Here is a 23,046-nt window from a genome sequence, read left to right on the forward strand (position 1 = left end):
GATGATCCTCCTTCATTGATGTTGTGGAGCAACCCACAACCCTTTTATTGCAGTTTCGCTAAAAAGCTTGTCCCATACTGCGGCGCCTTCGCACCAAAGTTATCAGCAATGGTTGCAGCTACATCAGAGAAGGTTTCACGAATGCCCAAACTTTCTGGATGTTTAAACCGCGGGCTATAGATTAAGAGCGGTACATATTCACGGGTATGGTCAGTTCCACTATGGATCGGATCGTTACCATGGTCTGCAGAAATAATCAATAGATCATCTTCACCGAGCGTAGATAGAATTTCAGGCAGGGCCTGATCGAACACTTCCAGTGCACGACCGTATCCTTCTGGGTCACGACGATGTCCATACAAAGAATCAAAATCCACCAGATTCGTAAACAGGAAACCGTCAAACGGTTGACGAAGCTGCTCAATAGTAACTTCGATTCCATGTTCATTGCTCTTCGTTGGATAAGAAGCCGTAACTCCTTCTCCTGTAAAGATATCGTTGATCTTACCAACCGCGATAACATCCTTACCGATATCAGTCAGCGCGTTCATTACCGTTGGTTCTGGCGGCTTCACAGCATAGTCATGCCGGTTTGGCGTCCGAACGAATTTCCCTGGTTCGCCAACATATGGACGAGCAATCACGCGACCAACCGAGAATTCTGGAGCCATCGTCAGCTCACGGGCTATTTTACAAGCGCTGTACAGCTCTTCGAGTGGAATGATATCTTCATGTGCAGCAAGCTGGAATACGCTGTCCGCAGAGGTATAGACAATCCAAGCACCGGTTTTCATTTGCTCTTCGCCGTATTCAACAAGAATCTCCGTTCCGGAAGCCGGTTTATTCCCGATTACCTTACGACCAGTTGCCGCTTCGAACTTCTCAATCAATTCTGCTGGAAAACCGTCAGGATACGTATTGAAAGGAACCTCAATCTTCAGCCCCATTAGCTCCCAGTGTCCGGTCATCGTATCCTTGCCTACAGATACTTCCTGCATTTTTCCGTAGTAACCTGTTGGTGAAGCTACAGGCTCTAGCGGTGGCAGCGGAGCAATATTAGCTAACCCGAGCTTCTGGAGATTAGGAAGCTTCAAACCAGGAACACGATCCAATATATGACCAAGCGTGTGCGACCCAGCATCACCGAAATTCGCAGCATCTGGCGCTTCACCGATACCAACACTATCTAGAACAATAAACCCAATTCGTTTAAATGAGGACATTGTTGTCTTCACTCCTTTTTTAATGTAGATATTCTTTCGTACCAACAAGAAGAAACGGCTGTACCGTCTTCCAGAAGACATACGCTTCCGAAGCTAGCGATACAATGTACCGCTTATCAGGTATCCGTTTCTGCTAAAAGATAACCTGCGGATCATTCCCCAGTCTATCCTTTCAGTATGATTCCATCATAACCATCTTACTCACAAAAAGCATCTTTAAAGCAGAATTATCGAGCTCTAGGATGGTGGCTCTCATATACTTCCTTCATATTCTTACGGGCTATACCGTTATAAATCTGAGTCGTCGAAATATCGGCATGACCCAGCATTTGTTGTACGGAACGCAAATCTGCTCCGCCTTCCAGTAAATGGGCTGCGAAGGAATGCCTAAGTGTATGCGGGGTAATATCCTGCTCAATGTTTGCTTCCCGTGCATATTTTTTTATGATTTTCCAAAAGCCTTGCCGGGTTAATCTTCCGCCTAGACTATTCAGGAACATGGCTGGTTCCTCCTGGTGATCACGAAGCAGCTTGTCCCGCATAAGTGAAGTGTAAGCCGCTACACTCTCAGCTGCAAGGGTTCCAATGGGAACTACCCGCTCCTTGCCAGAAGTTCCTGTACAACGCGCAAATTTCATATCCGTGTGCACATCATCCACGTTAAGTGAGATTAATTCAGAGACCTTTATGCCTGTTGCATAGAGTAATTCCAGCATAGCCTTATCGCGCATACCTTGTGGCGTACTTACATCCGGCGCAGCCAATAACTGCTCTATTTCCGAAATGGTAAGCACCATAGGAGGTTTCTTATCAGGCTTCATGGTCTCCATGTCCAGTGTAGGATCCTGCTCAATCAAACGTTCCTTCAGCAAATAATGAAAAAAAGCACGGAGTGACACTGCGCTCCTGTTCAACGTTGCTGTTGCTCGACCAGCTCCGCGTAATGAGCCGAGATATAATATCACATGCGATCTTCGGATCTCATCAGGCTGACTAGCCCCCCGCTCTTCAGCGAACTCCAGAAACTGCGATACATCCCTACCGTAAGATTCCAGTGTATTCGGGGACAAGCCTTTATCTCCGGACAAATAATGTAAAAACGGCTGCAAGTGTGACTTCATTATTTCACGCTCCTGTCCTGGCGCAGCTACTCATAGTGACTTCCTGCAGCACATTCAGCATGAGGGTTCTGCAGATGTGTACATTTAGTATACGCTGCATGAATCCACCTTGTTTTCTTCGACATTCTTCTCGCTTGTTCCTGCTTCCTGCGAAGCTTTCATTCTCCATACCAGTAATAGAAGCGCAAACGCTGTCTTGTATCCAGACCATCATCACCACGATCGGCATGATCAAAAGCCCGAACAGCGGAGCCTTCAGGAATTCCATAATTCTCCATCGGACTGATCCATTCACCAAGCCAGCTCATAGCACTGTAGAGCAAATAGCTTAGAGCCACAAACATGATCATAAAATACAGCTTTCGAACTGTTTTGGGCACAGAAACGATCATATGGACGCCTCCCTCTAACATACAGTTAAGATCTGCTCGTCCTTCACCTTATGCACCAAAACGGACTGATATGTATACCTCCAATAGACCAATCATTTAAAAAGCTCTCTCCGGTAAAAAAACCGGGGAGAGCTTATGAAGTGAATTTCATTATAAGATGACTTAGGACGGATTTCCGTTTGAATTATTCTTATCGCTACACCGATAGCATATCCCATGAAAATCAAGTCTATGATCAAGCACTGTGAAATTAAATTCTTTCTCCAGTCGCTCTTCTAGCGGACCTAGCCAATCCTCGCGAATCTCATCCATACTACCGCATTGCACACAAATTAAATGATGATGATGGTGCTTCGCAGTATCTGTTCGCAGATCATAACGGGCGACACCGTCACCGAAATTAATCTTTTCTACGACATGAAGCTCGCTAAGCAGTTCCAGGGTACGATATACAGTCGCAAGACCGATCTCGGGAGCTTTCTCTTTCACGAGCATAAAAACATCTTCTGCACTAAGATGATCTTCCTCATTCTCCAGCAGCACTCTTAAGGTCGCTTCCCGTTGGGGTGTAAGCTTGTATCCTTGGGATTGTAACTGTTGCTTAATTTTGTCTATCCGGGCTTCCATTGTCTCCCTCCCCCTTGGAAAATTACCACACCGGTCTTCAAACCACTTCTTCCATTATAGGGGGTGTCGCTTTGAGAAGTCAAACGCTTTTACTGCAAGCCCAAGGTCGTTACTGCTTGTACAAGTGAGGGCGTAACCCAGCGCATCATGATCGGTGTAACATAGGTCTCAAAACTAGAAATGCCCAGAATCATCAGTGCCATCACAAGTGACAATATCGTGTACATCGTAAAAGGTCGAGTCACTGGCGTCCGACGTTGCCCTAACACTCGGCTACGAATCATCTGCAAGGAAAAGGCGATCGCCGCCGCACTACTTACTAACAACACTGGGATCAGTACCAGATTGTGCGGAGCCACAGAGACTAATGCAAATAGCATCCCATGCCATGAATATTGACTTACTAGACAACCGACCGTAAAGCCGATCAATACCCCTTTAAGAAAATCAAGAATCAAGATTCCCGGCAACCCAATAACAGACAATCCAAGGATCCAGATCAGTCCAATCCATTTCAGATTTAAGGCCGCTATACTCCAGTACGAATCAGGTGCTGCTGGTAATCCCTGCTGATCAACTGTCACAAAGAAATTCCCCAGATAATCGCCCAGCTCCTGTTGCTGATCCATCGTAAGCGCACTAACGATAAGAGCCCCAAATACAACACCTACCAGAAATAATACGCCGACAAAAATATACAGAGGCGTCTGTTCCTTCATCATCAGCCTTAAACTACGCATCGAGACGTTCCCCTTTCCGGTTACATGATACACCATATGAGAAAACGCCTCGTGATATGACTTGTCCTTCACTTAAAAACGCTACTTTCTGGGCTGTACGACTTTACCGTACGTCCCCCCACCGCCTGCTGATAGTTCCAATATGCCAGAGCGAGCCTGAACGATCATAGACGCCAAATCCGCTCCTACTACGCTAGCAATTTCCGCTTCACCGCAACCATGTAAAATGTTCATCTCTGTGCCAAAAGCTTGCAGTAATGCATTCATTTTAGCCTTCCCAAGGCCTGGTATAAATTCAAGTGGGACTTGATAATGATATGGCGGACGATTAGCGGGTACTACCGGTGTCTCGCGGTCAGCGATATCTAGGATCCGGTCGAATACGCCTCTCACCAATTTGAGACTGCCGCAATACTGGCAGCGCTCCGAAGTGACATAAGCTTCGTCAATAATACTGCCACAGCCTCCGCAGTAGGTCCGGTGGTATTTGCCAAGCCGGGGATTAAGTCCAAAATTCGCAGTTACCTTCCGCCCTTCCTTACGTTCGAGTGCGAGCCGCAGTTCGGCAAAAGAAGGTTGTGCTAACTCCATAACATTATACTCGCGCCCTAGTTTACCCAGAGAATGCGCATCAGAGTTCGTTAGGAACGTGAAGTCATCCAGCTCAGAAAGATAACCCGCCATTTCTGAATCTGCACTCAGCCCAAGTTCAACTGCAGCTATGCGATCCAGATCAAAGATGTCCGCCATCCGTTCTGCAGTACAGCCGTACAAGCCCTTGTGAGGCGTAAATATATGTGCTGGGATCAGAATGCCTCCTCGGCTATAAATCTCATCCTGAAGCTCTCTAGCCGGTGCATAGAGGCGCTGGGAACTAAGATTCACATTCCGCATATGGCGGCTCATCCAAGCACTGAAGTCTGTCATGCATTCCACGTCCGGCATGAAGGCGAGTACGTGGCACTCTTTTCGCCCAGGTTCACGGATTTCAATCTCCGCTCCTAGAATGATCGTAGTCCCCCGATAAGCGATCCCACCACCATCAGCTAACGTCATCTCTCCAGATTCCAAGGAACGCTGAATATCACGTAGTACGCCAGGTGAATGACTATCAATAATACCGATCATCTCAAGGCCCTTGCGCTCTGCAGCTTCTTTGGCGATTCCGGCAAAGGTGAGCTCGCGGCTACCGCTGATTTTGACCGCTTGTCCTTCCGACGTTCGTCCAATATGAACATGCAAATCGCAATAGAAGCTCTTCAGCTCAGTTGTTAATTCCATTGGCCTGTCAACGTGTATAAATGCCAAGCGTACACCGCCATCATCGTCTTCGCGTCCGCGATACGTCCGTCAGCTATATATTGATAGGCTTCCTCCAAGGTAAGCTCCGAGACCTCTAAGAATTCATCCTCGTCAAGCGACATGTCCCCTGGCTCGGCATTATTAGTAACATACAAATGAATAATCTCATCGGCAAAGCCGGGAGAAGTATAGAATGATTTAAGTAACTTCAGATCTCCGCTATGAAAACCGGTCTCTTCCTGCAGCTCACGACCAGCCGCAACTAATGGATCTTCACCTTTATCCAGCTTACCGGCCGGAATCTCCACCTCTGTGCGTTGCATAGGCTGACGATATTGCTCCACAACCAGCATTTTGTTGTTGTTCAGAGCGAGCACTGCTACGGCGCCAGGGTGCTTCACAACTTCACGTGTCGCAGAATTTCCGTCGGGCAGTCTCACTGTGTCCACTTGCAAAGATATGATTTTCCCATCAAATATAGGCTGAGTAGACAGCGTTACTTCGTCAAGCTCCGGCTTGCTGTGTAAATTTTGGTCTCCCATAAAATTTCTGGTCTCCTTTATCTCTGTTCTGCATACGGTGTATTATAGCAAACTTAAAGGGAAAGAAGGAATTTCAGATGAACGAAATCTTCAGCCGTACAAGCTCATCCGCAGTCACAATGGTAGGTAAACCGGAGGAAATCAAGGCCATCTTAACTAGGTGGATAGAGCAGTATGGACGCGATATGCCGCTCACATACATTCTCTCCCTAAAGGATCAATCCAAGATCATTCCTACCAAAGCAGGGTAAATTCTTAATCAAACATGCTTTTATAAATATAAGGAGCTGCTCCCAAGCTTAATAGCTTGGAGGCAGCTCCTTCATTTAATTAAAAGAACTTTAGGTTAGCCCTTCACACTCTCTTTAACAATATTTACTACAAGCTCAGCCACTTTAACGATATCTTCGGCTTTAATCCGTTCCTTAGTGGTATGGATATGCTCGTATCCTACTGCGAGATTAATGGTCGGAACATCTAAGCCATTGAATACGTTAGCGTCACTTCCTCCACCAGAGTGGAACAGACGCGGCGTAAGACCCATAGAAGAGATAGCCCGCTGTGCAAGCTGTACCACTGGATCATTTTCATTAAAGCTGAACGCTGGATAAATAATTTCACTGCGGAATTCGCATTCTGCACCGTATTCGCGGACAGTGGTCTCCAGTGCTTCACGCATCGAAGCGATTTGATCGCCAACTTTTTCCTGCACGATACTACGTGCTTCTGCGTCCAATTGAACGTGATCGCAAACCACATTCGTAGGTCCGCCGCCAGCGAATTTACCGATATTCGCAGTCGTTTCGTTGTCGATCCGACCAAGCTTCATGGCAGCAATCGCTTTGCTGGCTACTTGAATCGCACTGATGCCGTCTTCTGGATTAACACCTGCATGAGCTGATTTCCCGAAGATTTGCATCGTAATCTTAGCTTGTGTAGGTGCCGCAACTGCAATCGCACCGACTTCACCATTGGAATCGAGTGCGAAACCGAAGTCTGCATCCAAATTGCTCGGATCCATCGAACGTGCACCTAGCAATCCAGATTCTTCACCCGCAGTAATTACGAACTGAATCTGACCATGTGGCAATTTTTGCTCTTGAATCACTCTGATCGCTTCGAACAGTGCAGCTAGCCCAGCTTTGTCATCTGCTCCAAGGATCGTAGTGCCGTCACTTGTAATCCATCCATCCGCGCCGAGCGTAGGCTTGATATTTTGTCCAGGAACAACTGTATCCATGTGGCAAGTGAACAGAAGCTTTGGTGCAGTTCCACCGTTCTCAGCCGGCCAGGTAATGAACAGATTACCCGCTCCATGTCCAGTTCTTTCCTGGGAATCATCTTCGGTAACTTCTAAGCCAAGAGCGTTAAATTTGCTCTTGAGCACATCGGCAATCTGCCGTTCATTTCTTGTTTCACTATCAACTTGGACAAGCTCCATAAATTCTTGAATCAATCTGTCTTGTGAAATCACTGGACTTCCCTCTCTTTCGTGAATACGTTACAATGGTTGTACAGAAAGACCATCTTTATGCTATTAACTTAAACTAAATCTAAAGGAGTTACTCATGCAACGTAATAAGTGGTTCAAAATCTTCATCTACGTCATGTTGTTCGCCATGATTGCCTCTACGCTCTTTATGGTTATCGAGCCTTTCCTTGCAGGTTAATATCTACACAAGGAACATTGATAATAGCGGCTAAGGATTCCCTTGCCGCTATTTGGCTTGCCTGTTGGTTCGTTAATTAACCTTAAGCCATAGTGCCAAAGAACTCATCCTGCTCTTCGTAAGGAAAGTGTCTTAGAAAGTACGGGACCAATTCTTTGGCCACATCTTGAAGTTCAAAACGACGACCTGCACACTCTTCTAAGGAAGTTACTCCAAATTCAGTGATACCACATGGAATAATTCCTTGAAAGCCGTATCCAGATATTCCTTCGGAAATGTTAAAAGCAAAACCATGGCTAGTAACAAACCCTCTTCGGAATTTGCTTTTGTTAAACTTAACACCAATGGCACAGATCTTCTCGTCGCCAACCCATACCCCTGTATACTCCGGCTTCCGTTCCCCTACAATTCCGTAGGATGCCAAATAATCAATAATCACTGCTTCCAGACTGCGCAAGTACCCGCGTAAATCTACCTTACCTTCTTCACCGAGCATAAGGATCGGATAACCTACAAGCTGACCCGGTCCGTGATATGTAATATCTCCTCCCCGGTCGATTTCAAACAGCGCAATTCCTTTTTCTTTGAGCTGCTCTTCATCTAGAAGAAGATGTTCGGGATGATTCTGTGAACCAATAGTATAGGTAGGCGGATGCTGCAAAAGAATCAATCGTTCCGGCTGCTCACCAGCATCAATGGCGTGCACACTTTCCTTTTGCAGATCCCAAGCCTCCCCATACTCCATAATAGGGTCATATGAAATCTGCAGCTTACGAATATCCGAATTATTCATACCGTCAGGTCCCCTTTTTCAGTCTCATGCCTGCACAGTTTGGCTCGTTATTATTTTTTAGTAAAGTTTCGTATCTGGGGTATATCCTTCGATGTTATCCTTGACGCGTTGCAAGAAGCGACCGCAAATCACTCCGTCCAGAATCCGATGATCTAGCGACAGACAAATATTAGCCATTGACCGTACACCTATCATATCGTTAATGACCACAGGTCTTTTTACAATCGATTCAAACGTTAAAATCGCTGCCTGTGGATAGTTAATGATTGGATAAGAAAGAATGGAGCCAAATGAGCCGGTATTATTTACAGTGAAAGTCCCTCCCTGCAAATCTTCCAGACTCAGTTTGCCTTCGCGGGTTTTTTGTGCCAATTCATCAATCTCACGTGCCAGCCCGGCAACGTTTTTCTGATCAGCCTTCTTAATTACAGGAGTGATAACCGAATCTTCAGTACCTACTGCTAAGGAGATATTGATATCACGTTTGACAATAATTTTGTCTACAGCCCAGACAGAGTTCATAATCGGGTAATCCTTAATCGCACTCACAACAGCCTTCATCATGAAAGCCAGATAGGTTAGATTGATACCTTCCTTACGCTTGAACTCATCCTTATGTTTATTGCGCAGTGCGACCAGATTAGTCACATCTACCTCAATCATTGTCCAAGCATGCGGAATCTCCGAGACACTTTGGCGCATTCTTGTAGCGATTGTATTCCGGATTGGTGTTACATCAATCAGGTATTCCGAACTGCTGCCTCGGCCACCCTCGACTTCAATTGTTGGAATACGAGGAGATTCGCTCAAATGTAGACCCGAATGGCGAAGAGGCTCTTCCGTCTTCTTCTCTTGGGCTTGAACGAACTGTGGAGCAGGCGGTTGTGACACCACTGGAGTTGGTTGACTAGCAGAAATCGAAGCTGGAGATGTAGCTCCGCCACTTTCGATGAAGGCCAGCACATCCTTACGGGTAATTCGGCCACCCATACCAGTACCCATAACTAAAGTCAGGTCGATGTTATGCTCAGCCGCCAAAGTCTGTACCGCAGGAGAATAGCGTGCACGCATCGTATCGTTAGCAGTTGAAGTCGCACTTTGTCCTGCAACATTATTAGAGGAATTAGCTGCAACTGTGTTAGTGTTAGTCACGTTTGCAGCAGTAGATGCAGTCACAGGCACGGCAATACGACAAATGACTTCGCCGACATTGACAACCTGACCTTCTTCCGCCAATAGTTCACCCATAACTCCATCTATTGTTGAAGGCAATTCAGCATTTACTTTATCTGTAATAAGCTCACATATTGGTTCGTATTGCTCTACCGGATCGCCCGGTTTCTTCAGCCATTTGCCGATCGTCGCCGATACTAGCGATTCCGCCAGCTGCGGCATGATCACGTCAGTCAACTTTTGGTTGTCAGACATCTTTTCACTCCTCAAATGTTTTACGAAGTAAAACTCACTTCGTAAGCATAATCTTAAAAGTTTTACGAAGCTTCGCTTCTTAGAAATACTTCGCAGTAAAACTTGCATCGTAAGCATAATCTTTAAGTTTTACGAAGCTTCGCGTCCACTCAACTATTTTAATATTGCGCCAGTCGAAGCATTTCCGCCTTCACTTTTTCTTTGCTAAGCATGAAGAACTTCTCCATTGGCGGGCTGATTGGCATCGCTGGAACATCGGGACCACAAAGACGGAAGATCGGCGCGTCTAGTTCAAATAGACAATGCTCAGCGATAATCGCCGCCACTTCGCCACCAATACCGCCCGTTTTATTGTCCTCGTGCACAATAAGAACCTTTCCTGTCTCACGAGCAGCAGCTATGATCGCCTCACGGTCAAGAGGCTGCAAGGTCCGCAGATCCAAAATATGCGCTGTAATACCTTCTTCGCGCTCCAATTCTTCTGCTGCTTGCATCGCAAAATGCAATGGCAAACTATAACCAATAACCGTAATATCTGTTCCCTTACGCAGCAGATTAGCTTCGCCAATTGGAACAGTGTAATCACCTTCTGGCACTTCTTCCTTGATCAGCTTATAGCACTTTTTGTTCTCGAAGAATAAAACCGGATCAGGATCACGTACGGCTGCCTTCAGTAGTCCCTTTGCATCGTAAGCTGAGTAAGGTGCGACAATCTTCAATCCTGGTGTACCGAAGAAAATCGATTCCGGGCACTGAGAATGGTATAGACCGCCGAATACACCGCCGCCGATAGGCGCACGTATGACAACCGGGCAATTCCAATCGTTATTTGAACGATAGCGGATTTTGGCCGCTTCGCTAATGATTTGATTCGTTGCTGGAAGCATGAAGTCAGAGTACTGCATTTCAGCAATCGGCTTCATACCATACATAGCTGCACCAATCGCCACACCAGCTATAGCTGATTCCGCTAACGGTGTATCTAGTACACGCTCTTCTCCGAACTGTTCTTGCAGGCCTTTTGTTGTGGTAAATACGCCACCTTTGAGACCCACGTCCTCACCAAGCACAAACACGGATTCATCGCGTTCCATTTCTTCCTTCATCGCGAGCCGAATGGCATCGATATATTCCATTATAGCCATGGTTTATGCTCCTCCTTTCAGGTCGGAATCACTGTAAACATGCAGCAGTGTATCTTCCGGTTTCGGAAACGGAGCGTTGTCAGCATATTCGATAGCTGCTTTAAGCTCAAGATTGCATTCAGCAATAAGATCTTGTTCTTGCTCGTCACTCCAAAGTCCCAGACCAATTAGGTAATTTCGGAATCCTGCTACGCCGTCCTTCTTCCAATTCTCATCAACCTCTTCTTTGGTCCGATAAGCCAAATCATTATCCGAGGTGGAGTGTGGAGATAAACGGTACATCATGGCTTCGATCAACGTAGGACCTTCACCCGCAAGTGCTCTTTCCCGAGCTTCCTTAACGACACGATATACTTCCAGTGGATCATTGCCGTCTACACGCACACCTGGAAACCCATAACCCAGAGCTCGGTCGCTGACCTTACCGCCAAGCTGTTTGTGAGCAGGAATAGAGATCGCGTACTGATTATTCTGACACATGATAATAACCGGTAGCTTATTCACTCCGGCAAAGTTACAAGCTTCATGAAAATCGCCTTGGTTGCTAGAGCCTTCCCCGAAGGTTACAAATGAGACGAATTTTTTCTTTTGCATTTTGGCTGCCAAAGCAAAACCAACCGCATGAGGGACCTGCGTGGTTACAGGACTTGAGCCTGTCACAATACGCAGACGCTTACTACCAAAGTGACCTGGCATTTGCCGCCCACCACTGTTTGGATCTTCTGCCTTTGCGAACACAGACAGCATCAATTCACGAGTAGTCATACCCACGGAGAGTACGAAAGCATAATCACGGTAATAAGGTAAAAAATAATCATTCTGCCGGTCCAGCGCAAATGCTGCTGCTACCTGACCCGCCTCCTGGCCAATGCCGGAGACATGAAAGTTAATCTTGCCAGCGCGCTGAAGCAGCAGACTGCGCTCGTCGTATTTACGTGCGAGCAGCATATATCTGTACATATCGATGACCTGGCCGTCACTTAGTCCAAGCTGCTTATGTCTGTTAATCGTTTCTACAGTATCTTGGGATTCCATAAAGAGATACCTCCTTATTCATAAAGCCTGAGTCTTACAGGATTTAAGACCAATTGTATCCTGATCTTAAAACCTGGTACTAAGACTTGGCTTGAGTTTATTATAATCCCTTTTTACCCAAAAAGAAAAGCTAAATCCCGATAGATCTTCCATCTACAGCTAACATTGCTTCTCCAACGATCTCCGAAAGTGTAGGGTGAGCATGAATAGCCTCGCCAACCTCCCAAGGTGTTGCATCCAGCAGTTGAGCCAATGCAGCTTCCCCGATTAGATCCGTAACATGCGGACCTATCATCTGCACACCGAGAATATCTCCGCTGCTTCGGTCCGCCACAACTTTAACAAACCCGTCCTTCTGACCGTACACAATCGCCTTGCCAATGGCCGAGAAGGGGAATTTACCAGTTACTACATCATGTCCCAATGCTTTAGCTTCCTTCTCAGTGTGACCCACACTCGCAACTTCAGGACGTGTGTAGACACAACGCGGTACAAGATGTGTATGATAAGGATGAAGTTTCTCACCGGAGAGATGATTTACCGCCATGATACCTTCATGGCTAGCGGCATGAGCTAATTGTAGCCCACCGATACAGTCGCCAATCGCATAAATATGCGGCTCAGCCGTTTGCATACTAGCATTTACAGCGATAATTCCTTTATCAAAGCGAATATCTGTATTTTCCAGACCAATATTCTCTACATTCGCTACTCTACCTACGGATACAAGCAGCTTTTCTGCAGATAGACTTTGAGTTTGCTCTCCCTTACGGGCATCGATCGAAATTCCATCGTCCGTTACCTTGCAGGTTGCAGCATCCACTGTAGTTTCAGTCAGTACTTTAACACCACGTTTTTTAAGTAAACGTTGCAGTTCTTTAGCTACTTCTTCATCCTCTTGAGGGAGTAACTGACTAGCAGCTTCAACTACCGTAACCTGTACTCCGAAATCAACCAGCATAGAGGCCCATTCCACCCCAATTACTCCGCCTCCAACAATAATGATGGAAGAGGGTAACTCGTCGAGGGTGAGCGCTTCATCACTGCTAAGAATAACTTTCCCGTCTGGTTCCAGACCAGGTAATACACGCGGACGAGATCCTGTAGCAATAATAAGATGGTTAGAGACCACTGTTTCCATTTCACCATCTTCTAGTTCCACAGCAACAGCACCACTACGCGGTGAAAAAATAGAGGGACCCGTCACGCGCCCCTTGCCTTTAATAACTTGTATTTTATTTTTGCGCATCAAATATTGTACGCCCTGATGAAGTTGTTCAACTACCGCTTCCTTGCGCTTTTGTACTTTTGGGAATACAAGCTGTACACCGCTTGTCTCAATGCCATAGCTCTCGCTCTCATTGATTTCAGCATATACTTCTGCACTTCTGAGCAGCGATTTGCTAGGGATGCAGCCACGGTGAAGGCAGGTTCCTCCCAGTTTGTCCATTTCGATGACGACGACGGACTTTCCAAGCTGTGCAGCGCGAATGGCTGCCACATATCCCCCGGTTCCTCCGCCAAGTATGGCCACGTCACATGAAATTGTCATGATATGTATCCTCCAGTCATTACACGTAAGTTCATTTTACATTGTATATTGTACTCTCTTTTTAGCGTATTACAAAACTTATAAACGTCATATCCAAATGGACTTTTTCTTACTAAAGCGTTATCATATGGTTGAATCTAATGGGCTAAGAGGGGTAGGAGACACTTATGAAACTATTAATTTCACGCTTCATTGCCATCCTTATTCTTGTGTTTCCTGGTTTAATCGCAATGAAGGGCTTCTTAATGATGAAGGACGATATTTTTGATTATATCTCTATGCATGGCGATGACTCCGTTGTTCCAGATTTCGCTTGGCTGCATTTCGGCGGAGGGTTTCTGCTCTTTGCAGCAGGTATGACTTTCCTTGGCGGCTGGATTCTGGCAAGAGACCGCAAACGTAATTATGTTGGCCCTCGGTTCAAGGAGAAACAAAAAGCGAAACAAGCTGCCGCGCAAGAAACGATCTCATAAGCAGCATAATCATCCCCTCATTGTACAATCGAAATCTATTGCACATTCTGCAATTAAACCATCCGACAACTCACTTCAATGTATAATGAATATCCACACATTACATAAAGGCGAGAGTTTTCATGGACGCGACCTGCGCTTCCTTGAAAACTCCCGCCTTTTTATGCACAGCTTAAAGCCTAGCCTTATCAAGTACTTCTCTACGACCGCCTTGCACCAACTCGCTGTACAAGCCACCTTGCTTCAACAACTCCTCATGGGAGCCCTGCTGCAGCAATCTGCCCCCTTGAAGAACAAGAATTCGATCAGCTGCACGGATGGTGCCCAGTCTATGGGCAATAACGAAGCTAGTCCGTCCCTTCATTAGCGCCTGAAGTCCTTCCTGAATCTTGATCTCGGTCACCGTATCGATACTGCTAGTGGCTTCATCAAGAACAAGCATCGAAGGATTGGCAAGAATGGCTCTTGCAATGGATAGCAATTGCTTCTGTCCTTGGCTTATGCCGCTACCATCTGCAGAGAGCATTCGATCATAACCTTCCGGCATTCGGATAATAAAAGAATGAGCGTTAGCCAGCTTGGCCGCCGCCTCGACCTCTTCATCGGAAGCATCCAGTCTACCGTAACGAATATTATCGCGGATGCTGCCCTTGAATAAAAAGGAGTCCTGCAATACAAACGCCATATGGCTCCTCAGGCTTTCACGCCGAATCGAAGTGACATCTAAGCCATCCAGCGTAATCTTACCCTGATTAGGATCATAGAAACGAGATAACAGCCCGATAAGTGTTGTTTTGCCGGCACCGGTAGGTCCTACTAAGGCAATCATCTCACCAGGCTTCGCTTCAAAGCTAATATCATGCAGTGTGTTAGAACTTCCGTCATATGAAAAAGATACCTTTTCGAACTTCACTGCACCTTCAACTTTAACCAGCGAAGTGGCTGCACCTTCATCTTTAGCTTCCGTCTCTTCGTCCAGCACTTCAAACACTCTTTCCGCTCCCGCAACCGCTGACAGTAGTGTATTCCACTGATTCGCTAAGTCATTAAGAGGGCGAGTAAATTGACGCGTATATTCTACAAACACAATAATCACACCGACCGTAATCGCTCCGCGAATCGCTAACAAACCACCGACTCCAGCCACAATAGCGAAGCTCAAATTATTAAGTCCATTCATCAGCTTAGGAATGAAGCCAGAAATCGACTGTGCCCAGTATCCAGAGAGCATAATTCGCTCATTGCGTTCATGAAAACCAGCGATGACCCGTTCCTCTTGTGAAAAAGCTTTGATAATCCGTTGACCGGATAACGTCTCTTCTATATAACCGTTTAACTCACCCACATTGCGCTGACGTTCCTTAAAAAGCGGACCCGTACGCCGAGTAATCCAGCGCATGCCTAATAACATTAACGGCACAACCAGGAACGTGAGCAGCGTCAATAGAGGACTGAGCCAGAGCATTACCCCCACCGTGCCGAGCAATGTCAAAACACTAGAAAAGATCTGAATAGCTGAGCTATTCAGCGTAGAGCTGACATTCTCAATATCGTTGGTGAGGCGACTCATAATTTCGCCCTGCTGTCTCCGATTAAAAAAAGAGATGGGCAACCGATGAAGATGGGAAAACAACTCCGTGCGCATCCGAAATACGGTCTCCTGGGCAATTTCAATCATCCATATATTTTGCAGCCAAGAAGTTAATGAATAGAAGATATAAACACTAGCTAAGCTGATCAGAAAAATCGTCCACGATCGTCCGCCAGTACCTTCCAGATAATCATCCACAGCTTTACCAATCATATAAGGCCCGAGCAGTGCTAAAGCCGAGCTGAAGACTACCATTAAGAGAACGAGAAAAAGCTTAGCTTTACGCTCGGCAAGGTAGCTCCAAATCCGCATGAGCGTGCCGCCCCAATCCTTCGCCTTTGCTTTTGGCTTCCCTCCAGCAGCTGAACCAAGGCTTCTTCCTGCTCCAAGCTCAATGACAGGTTTTGGGTGACGAAAGGGTTCAAGAATTGCTTTGAACATGCTGCTTCGCCTCCTCTACCTGTGATTCATAAATCTTGCGGTACAGCGCAGAGCTTATCATAAGCTCCTCATGTGTTCCCTTACCGATTAAGCGTCCTTCATCCAACAGCAGAATCAAATCTGCAGATGCAGTAGAACTGATCTTCTGAGTAATCAGGAAGGTTGTACATGAAATCTCTTTCAGTGCCTCCAGCAAAAGTCCTTCTGTCACAGCATCAAGCGCACTCGTACTGTCATCGAGGATCAAAATAGCAGGTTTCCTCACAAGCGCCCGAGCAATGGTCAAGCGTTGCTTTTGTCCACCAGACAGATTTACCCCTCGCTGACCAAGCATTGTATCATAGCCATTGGGCAGATCCATCACTGTTGCGTGAATTTGTGCGGCAGCTGCTGCGTGTTCGATTTGTTCCTGTGTGGCATGTTCATTGCCCCAAGCGATATTATCGCGAATCGATCCGCTGAAGAGCTGCAGTTCTTGAGGAACGTAACCGATCGATCGCCGCAATCTTGAAATATCGATATCGGTGCTCTTTTGCCCATCAATACGAATGGTACCTTCTGTCTCTTCATATAAACGTGGGATTAGACCGACAAGAGAAGACTTTCCTGATCCGGTGGCTCCCATAATCGCTACACGCTCACCAGCAGCAACTTCAAAAGTAATATCCTCTAGCACCGAAATATCACTCTCAGGATACTTGAAGCTGATGCCTTCAAATTGGACGTGACCCTGTATTGGTTCGCCCTTTGCGGCTCCGCCTTCCTTAACTCCAGCGCCTGCTGACATCACTTCTGTAATACGCTGTGAGGAGGCACGTGCTCGGGAAATTGTAACGACAAGTCCAGATATAGCTGACAACGCTCCTATGGTTCGTAAAGAGTAGTTAATAACTGCAACAGTTTCTCCTAAAGTAGCATCCCCATTTGCAATCTCAATCCGTCCAAACCATAGGATCGACATAATCGCTGCATTCACAATAAGCATAACAAATGGCATCGTTGTCTCTGTCAAACGTAGCGCAGATACCGTGGATTTCATCAAATTCCCGCTAAAGACCGTGAAACGTCCAATCTCATGTCCCATGCGCACGAACACACGGATTAAGCGAATTCCCGTTAAATTCTCCTGGATTACACCATTCACACCGTCTAGCCGATTTTGTACGTTGCGAAATAACAAAGAAGCTTTTCTCATGATGAAGTAAAGGAAGAGAAGCAACAAAGGTAGAGCTACAGTGAGAAATAACCCCAGCTTCACATGAACAACCAATGCCATAATCACACTGCCCACCACAACCAGTGGCACCCGTGTCATAAAGCGGAGGCTCATAAATATAGTGTCCTGCAGCTGCGATACATCGCCGGTCAGACGCGTGATCAGCGACGAGGTGGCAAACCGATTGAATACTTCATATGTAAACGATTGTACCTTTTCATATAACTTGTCCCTAAGATCAAACGCAAAGCTCTGACTCGCATGGGCAGCAAAAAAAGAACTTAATACCCCAGCTATAAACGCAACTACCGCGCTGCCGATCAATACACCGCCCCAGAGCCATACTACAGAGGAATTTTGTTCTTTAATGCCCTGGTCAATAATTTTGGAAATGAGTAAAGGCTGTGACAATTCCACCGCTAGTTCAATAAGCATCATCACTAGGGCAGCTATTGCAGCGACTTTATATTTTTTAAGAAAAGAGAAAATCAAACCCATTCGCATACCCTCTTTTTCTATTCGTACAGTGCATCCCTTAAACGAGTCGACATTGTGGAAGCCTGCCCAGTTTTCATTATTGCCCGCCGCAGCGCTTTATTGCTTCGATTCAATTCCACCAAATCTGCCATCATCTCTTCCAGCAAAGCCTCAGCCTCGATAGAAAGATTTCCATTCTGCTGAATCAGAGCTAACCGTTCCTTGTATTCGTCTATTTTTTCAGTCACACATATTACTTCCTTTCCAATCACATGATTCCTTTTATCATACCACATTCAATTCTATCGCAATGTTTTCACTGGATACAGCTGACACGAATATGATACTCTAATAAGGTCGCATTTTTAAGATTAGATAATTGGCTTATACGAAAGGATAGATGGAAGTGGCACAATTGTTTTTCAAATACGGAGCAATGAACAGCGGTAAATCTATTGAGATACTCAAGGTTGCGCATAATTATGAAGAGCAAGGGAAATCGGTGCTCATTTTCACTCCATCCATAGACGATCGGGACGAAGTTGGTTTTATCTCCTCCCGTATTGGGCTGCGGAAACAGGCCATACCCGTCGACGAGAATACCGATATTTATAATATCGTCAGCAGTAACCAGCCCAAACCCCACTGTGTACTAATTGATGAATGTCAATTTCTAAGCAAGGACTGCATTCTTCAGCTAGTACGGATTGTGGATGAACTAGGCATTCCCGTTATGGCATTTGGACTTAAAAATGATTTCCAGAACCAGCTATTTGAAGGCAGCAAATACATGCTGATTTACGCTGATAAAATCGAGGAAATGAAGACCATTTGCTGGTTCTGCGAGCGTAAAGCAACAATGGCTCTAAGAGTAGAAAATGGTAAGCCTGTATACAGCGGCAAGCAAATCCAAATTGGCGGCAATGAAGCCTACTATCCAGTGTGCCGTAAATGTCACAAGAATCCTCCACTATAAAATATACCCACAAAGTGAGGCTTTGCTTCGATACTTACTCAGGTACATTGCGGGGGAGCCCAAAATATATACCTTTAGCTAAAAAAGCATTCCGAAGCCGCAATGGCCTCAGGAATGCTTTTTTTAAAATAAAACTCGATTAAACCAGATATCTTTCTTTAAGAATATTCAAATGATGATGATCATGCCCAATCAATACGCACGCCACTGCTCTCGCGGAGATGGTTGCATTGTTAACCGTTCCCTTACGAGTCCATGCATCTTCCGGCAAAGTGTCCAACAGAGCTTGCGTTGACTCTCGGACAAGCTTGTAATGAGCCAGTAGTTTTTCTAGAGTGTGTGCTTCAAAATTTGCGGTAGGCACATAGTCCTTTTCATCAAAGCCCGCCAGCGGGATCTTATCTCCTCTTGCAACGCGCAACAAACGATAAGACATAATTCTTCCAGTATCCGCTAGATGGCCAACCATTTGCTTAATACTCCATTTATCAGGAGCGTAACGATGCTCTCCTTGTTCTTCCGTAAGGTTCGAAATAAAGCTACAAATCTCATCCGTCTGCGCTCTAAAAACAGTACAAATGTCCCCTTCAACTGGCACTAAATCGACATACTTTGATAATTCTTCAAGATACTCACTGCTTTCTGGACGTCGATCCATGTCTAAACCCCTCTCATTTTGAATTTTTTTGAAAAAATAGGAGGAAAATTATACTGTAGTTGTTGTATTTTAGTCCATTTTATACGATACTTGCAATAATAGGGTTAGTTAAACTAGAAGTCATCGGGAGTGTCGGCATGATAGATTTTATGCTTTTTATGATATTTTCAATACTAGAGACCTATGCAATGTTCTTTCTGGCTTTCAAAATTTTCAAAATTGACTTATATCATAAAGAGATGTTGTTTGCTAGTTTTATTATGGGCTTTTTTTCTTATACCCTTAGAATCAACTATGGGATAGCTTCATTAGATACTTTCTCACAATATGCACTAATGTTTTGTTTTATGTGGATGTTATTCCGGATTCATCCCTTCTACGCTTCCATATTAACCGGAATGGCTTATCAAGCTTACTCGGTGATTCAAACCATAATTATGTATCTATTAGACTCTGTAATCAACATGCCTCTAAATACTTCGGAACCGATTACAAAAAACATAATGATAATGCAGATATTATCAGCATTAGCCGCGGTTCTCATTGGTATGTATGTGGGTCATAAACGTATTGGATTTGACTTTGTACCTGACAAACCCGATGTAAGAATTAAACCAACGACTAGCGAAAAATTATTATTTGCTCTTAATCTTCCTACAGTAATTGTCGTTACTTTACTCACCTACTTTTTTGAATCTTTTTTCTCTTTCTTCATCCCAATTTTTTATGGAGTACTATTATGGGGATATCTATATTTCTCACACAAAAAGGATAGAAATAACTATGAGTCATTTAACTTTTAAAATTGTTGAGCTCATTAAGAAAAGTAATCCAGAGCAAACGCATTCCATTGAAATCATGCATTATGCCCTTAGCATTATTTTAAATACTTTATTCATTATTATAACTTCGTTATGCATCGGCGGGCTCACTGGACAGCTAAAGGAAACATTCTTAGCCTTATTTAGCTGCATGCTCCTAAGAATGTCTTCTGGTGGAGTGCATTTAAAATCCGCAAGGTCCTGCAATATTGTATCTATCTTTATCTGTTCACTGATCCCTCATATCACTTATCTAATACATAACCATATCCTTTGGATTAATCTTTTTTCTTTGCTTGTAATGATCTTATGTGCTCCAAATCCTGATGCTAATGCGCAAATCCCCAAAGAATGGTATTTGGGTTTAAAGATCATTTCCATAATTCTGGTTTCTTTGAATTTTTGGATCCATTCGTCTGTCATTGGATTGGCATTTTTAGTTCAATCCTTTACAGTTATAATTCCATTACAAAGGAGGCCAATCAAATGAAGAAAAATTTAGCTCGTTATGCTTCTAACCTATTAGGTATTTCTGCTGTTGTTTTTGCAACAATTCTGAAACCACTTGCTAACAGCCCTGAGATTCCAAAAGAACTGCGCAAGTAATCAAACAAGGATGGGGAAAAGATGCGTGTCTTACAGAAAGACGGTTCCTCTAGTGATATTCTAGAGGAAGATATATTGTATTTCTCCAATTATAAGAATACAATATTCGTCCATACGAAAGAAGGCGAATTTATTCTCCCCACCACGCTTTCCGATCTTTCCGTAGCGTATGAGGGTAAGGGATTCGAACGCCTTGACCGCAGCAACGTCGTTAATATCAACAACATAGAAGGCTATGATCCCGGACGCAAGATTGTATGCTTTAATCAAGGTAAGCAGTTCACTACCGTTTCGGAATCCAATGAACCTCGCCTAAAGAAGTACTTATCTACTCATAAGAAAGATTCTGATTAAAACAATCCCGACATGTACTAAACATGTCGGGATTGTTTTTGTTTATTAAAATTCAAAGTAAACCAATCCATTATCACACAAAATAGCTATTATGCCATAATTCCCCTAAGATGTAAAGAAAAATTCATAGGATGAATGACAGGAGACGGATTGTATTCCAAATGATACCATATATATAAATGTGTAATAAAAACAAATATATGATGGAGGAACCAAATGAATTACTATTTTCATCCCTCACCACGCCCCTCATCTCTTGAATCAATATCTGATGAAGAATTACTTAACATCTATAAATTAGCGCTTGAGGCACAAGCTTTACCAGATTTCATAGAGATTGTTAGAGAGATCTTAGACAGTAGAGATCTCATACAAACTGAAAAATCATAACATCCCCATACACAAATTAATTCGCAAATTATGACATAATTACATAACTTCCTATGGCTTCACTGCGAGTGTTCTCTAGATTGTCTTCATGTTAACATCATCAACATAAAGAAGGTAGAGCCTCCTGAAGGCCCTACCTTCTTTATGTTCAGTAAGGACTACTCCCTGAAATAGAGTAATCTTCTACTCCGTAATTTCCGTTTTAAATACATTTTCCAATTTTCCGCCAAGTCTTTTCTTCAAAGGAACTTTAATATCTCTACCCAGCTCTTTGAAAAATGTTTCTACATCGCATTTCACATTTTGTGCAGTCGCAATTACAGCGCCATCACCAACAATATTTTGATTCTCTTCAAGAGGAACATCAACTTCGATATCATACTTTTTGGATAATGTCTTGATGTATCGTGCGAAGATCTCCAGCAATTCCTCGTTATTAAAATTCTCTATAGCGACTTTTCCCTTGCTGGTAAACTTCATGTTAATTTTCATTATTAATATCCCCTTTTCTGTCAAACCATTTTTAGTTGTTAGTTTATGGATCAAGATGAATAGATGGCTGCAAGAAAGGGCAACATTATTCATTTTTGAGATCATTTATGAAACACACATTATTTATAAGCACCCTTTATCTGTTGTACTTTAAACTGCGTAAATTCTTTGAGCGCTTGTATGACCTGATCCTGTTCTTCTTCCTTCAGCTCATAAACGCACTCCCGTAACCACTCGCCAAATAGAAAGGCTTGACGCCCTTTCCGAGGGCTCTTTCTTAAGGAGTCGAGGCAACCCTCAAACTTATCGTTCAGGACGTCGGTAAGATTGTATTTCTCAATCTTCTCTATTACCATTCCTGCCCCATATTCCGTTTCATAAACTATGACTTCATTAGAATCAAAGGAAACGTAAGATGTTTCTTTACCTTCCTTTGCCCTGAATTCCTTAAGCTTGTTAAATGCCGTCTCATAAATGTAGTCCTGAGACTGTTTAAGCTGTGGCAGCTCATAACCATGCTTTAAGGTCTTGATATATTCAATATCTGGCATATAGTCTGCCAAATGATACATCCGATTCTTCAGATCTGTTCCAAGTGCTTCGATGATCTTGTCCAGATTGTCTTTTAGCGGAATGCTCTCTCCACGCTCGATCTTGCTAAGCTGTGAGTAACTTATGCCGCTCTTTTCTTCCAGTCCTCTTAAGGTTAACCCTCTCGTCTTTCTGATGTGCCGAATGAAATTACCCAGCTCATCGGGATAGTTCTCAAAATCATTCATGGGAGTCACCTCCCTACTATCATAACACAACATAACAATTTGTGTTGGCTTATAACAATTAATACTAGTAATTACTTGCCTCTGAAGGGTGATTCTCAGTACCAAAAACCCAATATAATACTAGATTCCCAAAATATCGGAGAAGATTTGATACTCATCTGCCAGGCTCTGGATTGTAATCGTTGGTTGGGAATTACAGCGT

27 protein-coding genes are annotated in these 23,046 nt (G+C 44.3%); 8 read left to right on the forward strand and 19 right to left on the reverse strand.

All coding sequences use genetic code 11. The features are described from left to right. Positions 1-44 precede the first annotated feature (44 nt). The 7 genes from deoB to H70737_RS21120 form a co-directional block, all read right to left on the reverse strand. Positions 45-1,223 (reverse strand): phosphopentomutase, encoded by a 1,179-nt coding sequence (gene deoB / locus H70737_RS21090; RefSeq protein ID WP_042190363.1) that lies wholly within the window; start codon positions 1,221-1,223, stop codon positions 45-47. Positions 1,224-1,450: 227 nt separating this feature from the next. Continuing rightward, entirely contained in the window at positions 1,451-2,344 is an 894-nt protein-coding gene (gene xerD / locus H70737_RS21095; RefSeq protein WP_042190365.1) for a site-specific tyrosine recombinase XerD, read from the reverse strand. Between the two features lie 158 nt (positions 2,345-2,502). After that, complete coding sequence (locus tag H70737_RS21100; protein ID WP_042190367.1) at positions 2,503-2,736, reverse strand: DUF4227 family protein; 234 nt, start codon at positions 2,734-2,736, stop codon at positions 2,503-2,505. A 162-nt stretch (positions 2,737-2,898) separates the two neighbouring features. Then, complete coding sequence (fur, locus tag H70737_RS21105) at positions 2,899-3,363, reverse strand: ferric iron uptake transcriptional regulator (RefSeq protein ID WP_042129744.1); 465 nt, start codon at positions 3,361-3,363, stop codon at positions 2,899-2,901. A gap of 89 nt (positions 3,364-3,452) precedes the next feature. Next, positions 3,453-4,103: a stage II sporulation protein M gene (gene spoIIM, locus H70737_RS21110; RefSeq protein WP_042190369.1), complete on the reverse strand. Its 651-nt coding sequence runs from the start codon at positions 4,101-4,103 to the stop codon at positions 3,453-3,455. 81 nt (positions 4,104-4,184) lie between these two features. After that, positions 4,185-5,384, reverse strand: coding sequence for an endonuclease Q family protein (locus H70737_RS21115; RefSeq protein WP_042190374.1), 1,200 nt, complete (start codon positions 5,382-5,384; stop codon positions 4,185-4,187). After that, the gene (locus H70737_RS21120) at positions 5,375-5,947 is read right to left on the reverse strand and encodes an NUDIX hydrolase (protein WP_042190375.1); all 573 of its coding nucleotides are present in this window, start codon (positions 5,945-5,947) and stop codon (positions 5,375-5,377) included. The genes H70737_RS21115 and H70737_RS21120 overlap by 10 nt, the downstream gene beginning before the upstream one ends. A gap of 77 nt (positions 5,948-6,024) precedes the next feature. Here H70737_RS21120 and H70737_RS30820 point away from each other — a divergent pair, with 77 nt between their 5' ends. Then, positions 6,025-6,198: a hypothetical protein gene (locus H70737_RS30820; protein ID WP_156113162.1), complete on the forward strand. Its 174-nt coding sequence runs from the start codon at positions 6,025-6,027 to the stop codon at positions 6,196-6,198. A gap of 95 nt (positions 6,199-6,293) precedes the next feature. Here H70737_RS30820 and H70737_RS21125 read toward each other — a convergent pair whose 3' ends face one another. After that, positions 6,294-7,421, reverse strand: coding sequence for a tripeptidase T (locus H70737_RS21125; protein WP_042190377.1), 1,128 nt, complete (start codon positions 7,419-7,421; stop codon positions 6,294-6,296). Positions 7,422-7,515: 94 nt separating this feature from the next. Here H70737_RS21125 and prli42 point away from each other — a divergent pair, with 94 nt between their 5' ends. After that, a complete protein-coding gene (gene prli42 / locus H70737_RS30825) occupies positions 7,516-7,617 on the forward strand; it encodes a stressosome-associated protein Prli42 (protein ID WP_094872112.1) in 102 nt (33 codons plus the stop codon). 82 nt (positions 7,618-7,699) lie between these two features. Here the strand turns inward: prli42 and lipB are convergent, their stop codons facing one another. The 5 genes from lipB to lpdA form a co-directional block, all read right to left on the reverse strand. After that, a complete protein-coding gene (gene lipB, locus H70737_RS21130; RefSeq protein WP_042190382.1) occupies positions 7,700-8,410 on the reverse strand; it encodes a lipoyl(octanoyl) transferase LipB in 711 nt (236 codons plus the stop codon). A gap of 57 nt (positions 8,411-8,467) precedes the next feature. Beyond that, complete coding sequence (locus H70737_RS21135) at positions 8,468-9,838, reverse strand: dihydrolipoamide acetyltransferase family protein (RefSeq protein ID WP_042190383.1); 1,371 nt, start codon at positions 9,836-9,838, stop codon at positions 8,468-8,470. A gap of 158 nt (positions 9,839-9,996) precedes the next feature. Further along, positions 9,997-10,983 carry an alpha-ketoacid dehydrogenase subunit beta gene (locus tag H70737_RS21140; RefSeq protein ID WP_042190385.1) on the reverse strand — a complete coding sequence of 329 codons (987 nt, stop codon included), beginning with the start codon at positions 10,981-10,983 and terminating at the stop codon, positions 9,997-9,999. A 3-nt stretch (positions 10,984-10,986) separates the two neighbouring features. After that, positions 10,987-12,018 carry a thiamine pyrophosphate-dependent dehydrogenase E1 component subunit alpha gene (locus H70737_RS21145; protein WP_042190387.1) on the reverse strand — a complete coding sequence of 344 codons (1,032 nt, stop codon included), beginning with the start codon at positions 12,016-12,018 and terminating at the stop codon, positions 10,987-10,989. Between the two features lie 130 nt (positions 12,019-12,148). Continuing rightward, positions 12,149-13,570 carry a dihydrolipoyl dehydrogenase gene (gene lpdA, locus H70737_RS21150; protein ID WP_042190390.1) on the reverse strand — a complete coding sequence of 474 codons (1,422 nt, stop codon included), beginning with the start codon at positions 13,568-13,570 and terminating at the stop codon, positions 12,149-12,151. 167 nt (positions 13,571-13,737) lie between these two features. Between lpdA and H70737_RS21155 the strand changes: the two genes are divergently transcribed. Then, positions 13,738-14,043, forward strand: coding sequence for a DUF2627 domain-containing protein (locus H70737_RS21155; RefSeq protein ID WP_042190393.1), 306 nt, complete (start codon positions 13,738-13,740; stop codon positions 14,041-14,043). A 172-nt stretch (positions 14,044-14,215) separates the two neighbouring features. Here H70737_RS21155 and H70737_RS21160 read toward each other — a convergent pair whose 3' ends face one another. From H70737_RS21160 to H70737_RS21170, 3 genes are read right to left on the reverse strand one after another with little or no spacing between them, the layout of a single operon-like run. After that, positions 14,216-16,075 (reverse strand): ABC transporter ATP-binding protein, encoded by a 1,860-nt coding sequence (locus tag H70737_RS21160; RefSeq protein WP_042190395.1) that lies wholly within the window; start codon positions 16,073-16,075, stop codon positions 14,216-14,218. Further along, entirely contained in the window at positions 16,056-17,789 is a 1,734-nt protein-coding gene (locus H70737_RS21165; RefSeq protein WP_042190397.1) for an ABC transporter ATP-binding protein, read from the reverse strand. The genes H70737_RS21160 and H70737_RS21165 overlap by 20 nt, the downstream gene beginning before the upstream one ends. A 17-nt stretch (positions 17,790-17,806) precedes the next feature. Continuing rightward, positions 17,807-18,016 carry a hypothetical protein gene (locus H70737_RS21170; protein WP_042129770.1) on the reverse strand — a complete coding sequence of 70 codons (210 nt, stop codon included), beginning with the start codon at positions 18,014-18,016 and terminating at the stop codon, positions 17,807-17,809. A gap of 158 nt (positions 18,017-18,174) precedes the next feature. On the opposite strand from H70737_RS21170, the gene H70737_RS21175 reads away from it, so the two are divergent. Further along, positions 18,175-18,744 (forward strand): thymidine kinase, encoded by a 570-nt coding sequence (locus tag H70737_RS21175; protein ID WP_042129772.1) that lies wholly within the window; start codon positions 18,175-18,177, stop codon positions 18,742-18,744. A 139-nt stretch (positions 18,745-18,883) separates the two neighbouring features. Here H70737_RS21175 and H70737_RS21180 read toward each other — a convergent pair whose 3' ends face one another. Further along, positions 18,884-19,402: a DinB family protein gene (locus H70737_RS21180; protein WP_042190399.1), complete on the reverse strand. Its 519-nt coding sequence runs from the start codon at positions 19,400-19,402 to the stop codon at positions 18,884-18,886. 137 nt (positions 19,403-19,539) lie between these two features. Between H70737_RS21180 and H70737_RS31095 the strand changes: the two genes are divergently transcribed. The 4 genes from H70737_RS31095 to sda all read left to right on the forward strand — a co-directional run bounded on the left by H70737_RS31095 (position 19,540) and on the right by sda (position 21,573). Continuing rightward, a complete protein-coding gene (locus H70737_RS31095; RefSeq protein ID WP_197071238.1) occupies positions 19,540-20,205 on the forward strand; it encodes a hypothetical protein in 666 nt (221 codons plus the stop codon). Continuing rightward, positions 20,186-20,713, forward strand: a complete 528-nt coding sequence (locus H70737_RS31690; RefSeq protein ID WP_042190409.1) for an accessory gene regulator ArgB-like protein — start codon at positions 20,186-20,188, stop codon at positions 20,711-20,713. The genes H70737_RS31095 and H70737_RS31690 overlap by 20 nt, the downstream gene beginning before the upstream one ends. Before the next feature lie 137 nt (positions 20,714-20,850). Further along, positions 20,851-21,183 (forward strand): LytTR family DNA-binding domain-containing protein, encoded by a 333-nt coding sequence (locus H70737_RS21195; protein ID WP_042190411.1) that lies wholly within the window; start codon positions 20,851-20,853, stop codon positions 21,181-21,183. A gap of 216 nt (positions 21,184-21,399) precedes the next feature. Next, complete coding sequence (sda, locus tag H70737_RS30445) at positions 21,400-21,573, forward strand: sporulation histidine kinase inhibitor Sda (RefSeq protein ID WP_081382883.1); 174 nt, start codon at positions 21,400-21,402, stop codon at positions 21,571-21,573. A 183-nt stretch (positions 21,574-21,756) separates the two neighbouring features. Here the strand turns inward: sda and H70737_RS21200 are convergent, their stop codons facing one another. Beyond that, positions 21,757-22,065 (reverse strand): hypothetical protein, encoded by a 309-nt coding sequence (locus H70737_RS21200; protein WP_042190413.1) that lies wholly within the window; start codon positions 22,063-22,065, stop codon positions 21,757-21,759. 119 nt (positions 22,066-22,184) lie between these two features. Continuing rightward, positions 22,185-22,844: a helix-turn-helix domain-containing protein gene (locus H70737_RS21205; RefSeq protein WP_042190416.1), complete on the reverse strand. Its 660-nt coding sequence runs from the start codon at positions 22,842-22,844 to the stop codon at positions 22,185-22,187. Positions 22,845-23,046 lie beyond the last annotated feature (202 nt).

It is taken from the genome of Paenibacillus sp. FSL H7-0737, from assembly GCF_000758545.1.
In the GTDB taxonomy this organism is placed as follows: Bacteria; Bacillota; Bacilli; order Paenibacillales; family Paenibacillaceae; genus Paenibacillus_AQ.

What these genes read in the sequence shown, in the direction of transcription:
- H70737_RS21140 (WP_042190385.1), bottom strand. Translation starts at nt 10,983, where the DNA reads ATGGCTATAATGGAATATATCGATGCCATTCGGCTCGCGATGAAGGAA.
- H70737_RS21160 (WP_042190395.1), bottom strand. Translation starts at nt 16,075, where the DNA reads ATGTTCAAAGCAATTCTTGAACCCTTTCGTCACCCAAAACCTGTCATT.
- sda (WP_081382883.1), top strand. Translation starts at nt 21,400, where the DNA reads ATGAATTACTATTTTCATCCCTCACCACGCCCCTCATCTCTTGAATCA.
- H70737_RS31690 (WP_042190409.1), top strand. Translation starts at nt 20,186, where the DNA reads ATGAGTCATTTAACTTTTAAAATTGTTGAGCTCATTAAGAAAAGTAAT.
- xerD (WP_042190365.1), bottom strand. Translation starts at nt 2,344, where the DNA reads ATGAAGTCACACTTGCAGCCGTTTTTACATTATTTGTCCGGAGATAAA.
- H70737_RS21205 (WP_042190416.1), bottom strand. Translation starts at nt 22,844, where the DNA reads ATGAATGATTTTGAGAACTATCCCGATGAGCTGGGTAATTTCATTCGG.
- H70737_RS21165 (WP_042190397.1), bottom strand. Translation starts at nt 17,789, where the DNA reads ATGGGTTTGATTTTCTCTTTTCTTAAAAAATATAAAGTCGCTGCAATA.
- H70737_RS30820 (WP_156113162.1), top strand. Translation starts at nt 6,025, where the DNA reads ATGAACGAAATCTTCAGCCGTACAAGCTCATCCGCAGTCACAATGGTA.
- H70737_RS21100 (WP_042190367.1), bottom strand. Translation starts at nt 2,736, where the DNA reads ATGATCGTTTCTGTGCCCAAAACAGTTCGAAAGCTGTATTTTATGATC.
- fur (WP_042129744.1), bottom strand. Translation starts at nt 3,363, where the DNA reads ATGGAAGCCCGGATAGACAAAATTAAGCAACAGTTACAATCCCAAGGA.
- spoIIM (WP_042190369.1), bottom strand. Translation starts at nt 4,103, where the DNA reads ATGCGTAGTTTAAGGCTGATGATGAAGGAACAGACGCCTCTGTATATT.
- H70737_RS21195 (WP_042190411.1), top strand. Translation starts at nt 20,851, where the DNA reads ATGCGTGTCTTACAGAAAGACGGTTCCTCTAGTGATATTCTAGAGGAA.
- prli42 (WP_094872112.1), top strand. Translation starts at nt 7,516, where the DNA reads ATGCAACGTAATAAGTGGTTCAAAATCTTCATCTACGTCATGTTGTTC.
- H70737_RS21120 (WP_042190375.1), bottom strand. Translation starts at nt 5,947, where the DNA reads ATGGGAGACCAAAATTTACACAGCAAGCCGGAGCTTGACGAAGTAACG.
- deoB (WP_042190363.1), bottom strand. Translation starts at nt 1,223, where the DNA reads ATGTCCTCATTTAAACGAATTGGGTTTATTGTTCTAGATAGTGTTGGT.
- H70737_RS21145 (WP_042190387.1), bottom strand. Translation starts at nt 12,018, where the DNA reads ATGGAATCCCAAGATACTGTAGAAACGATTAACAGACATAAGCAGCTT.
- H70737_RS31095 (WP_197071238.1), top strand. Translation starts at nt 19,540, where the DNA reads ATGATAGATTTTATGCTTTTTATGATATTTTCAATACTAGAGACCTAT.
- H70737_RS21135 (WP_042190383.1), bottom strand. Translation starts at nt 9,838, where the DNA reads ATGTCTGACAACCAAAAGTTGACTGACGTGATCATGCCGCAGCTGGCG.
- H70737_RS21180 (WP_042190399.1), bottom strand. Translation starts at nt 19,402, where the DNA reads ATGGATCGACGTCCAGAAAGCAGTGAGTATCTTGAAGAATTATCAAAG.
- H70737_RS21200 (WP_042190413.1), bottom strand. Translation starts at nt 22,065, where the DNA reads ATGAAAATTAACATGAAGTTTACCAGCAAGGGAAAAGTCGCTATAGAG.
- H70737_RS21155 (WP_042190393.1), top strand. Translation starts at nt 13,738, where the DNA reads ATGAAACTATTAATTTCACGCTTCATTGCCATCCTTATTCTTGTGTTT.
- H70737_RS21115 (WP_042190374.1), bottom strand. Translation starts at nt 5,384, where the DNA reads ATGGAATTAACAACTGAGCTGAAGAGCTTCTATTGCGATTTGCATGTT.
- lipB (WP_042190382.1), bottom strand. Translation starts at nt 8,410, where the DNA reads ATGAATAATTCGGATATTCGTAAGCTGCAGATTTCATATGACCCTATT.
- lpdA (WP_042190390.1), bottom strand. Translation starts at nt 13,570, where the DNA reads ATGACAATTTCATGTGACGTGGCCATACTTGGCGGAGGAACCGGGGGA.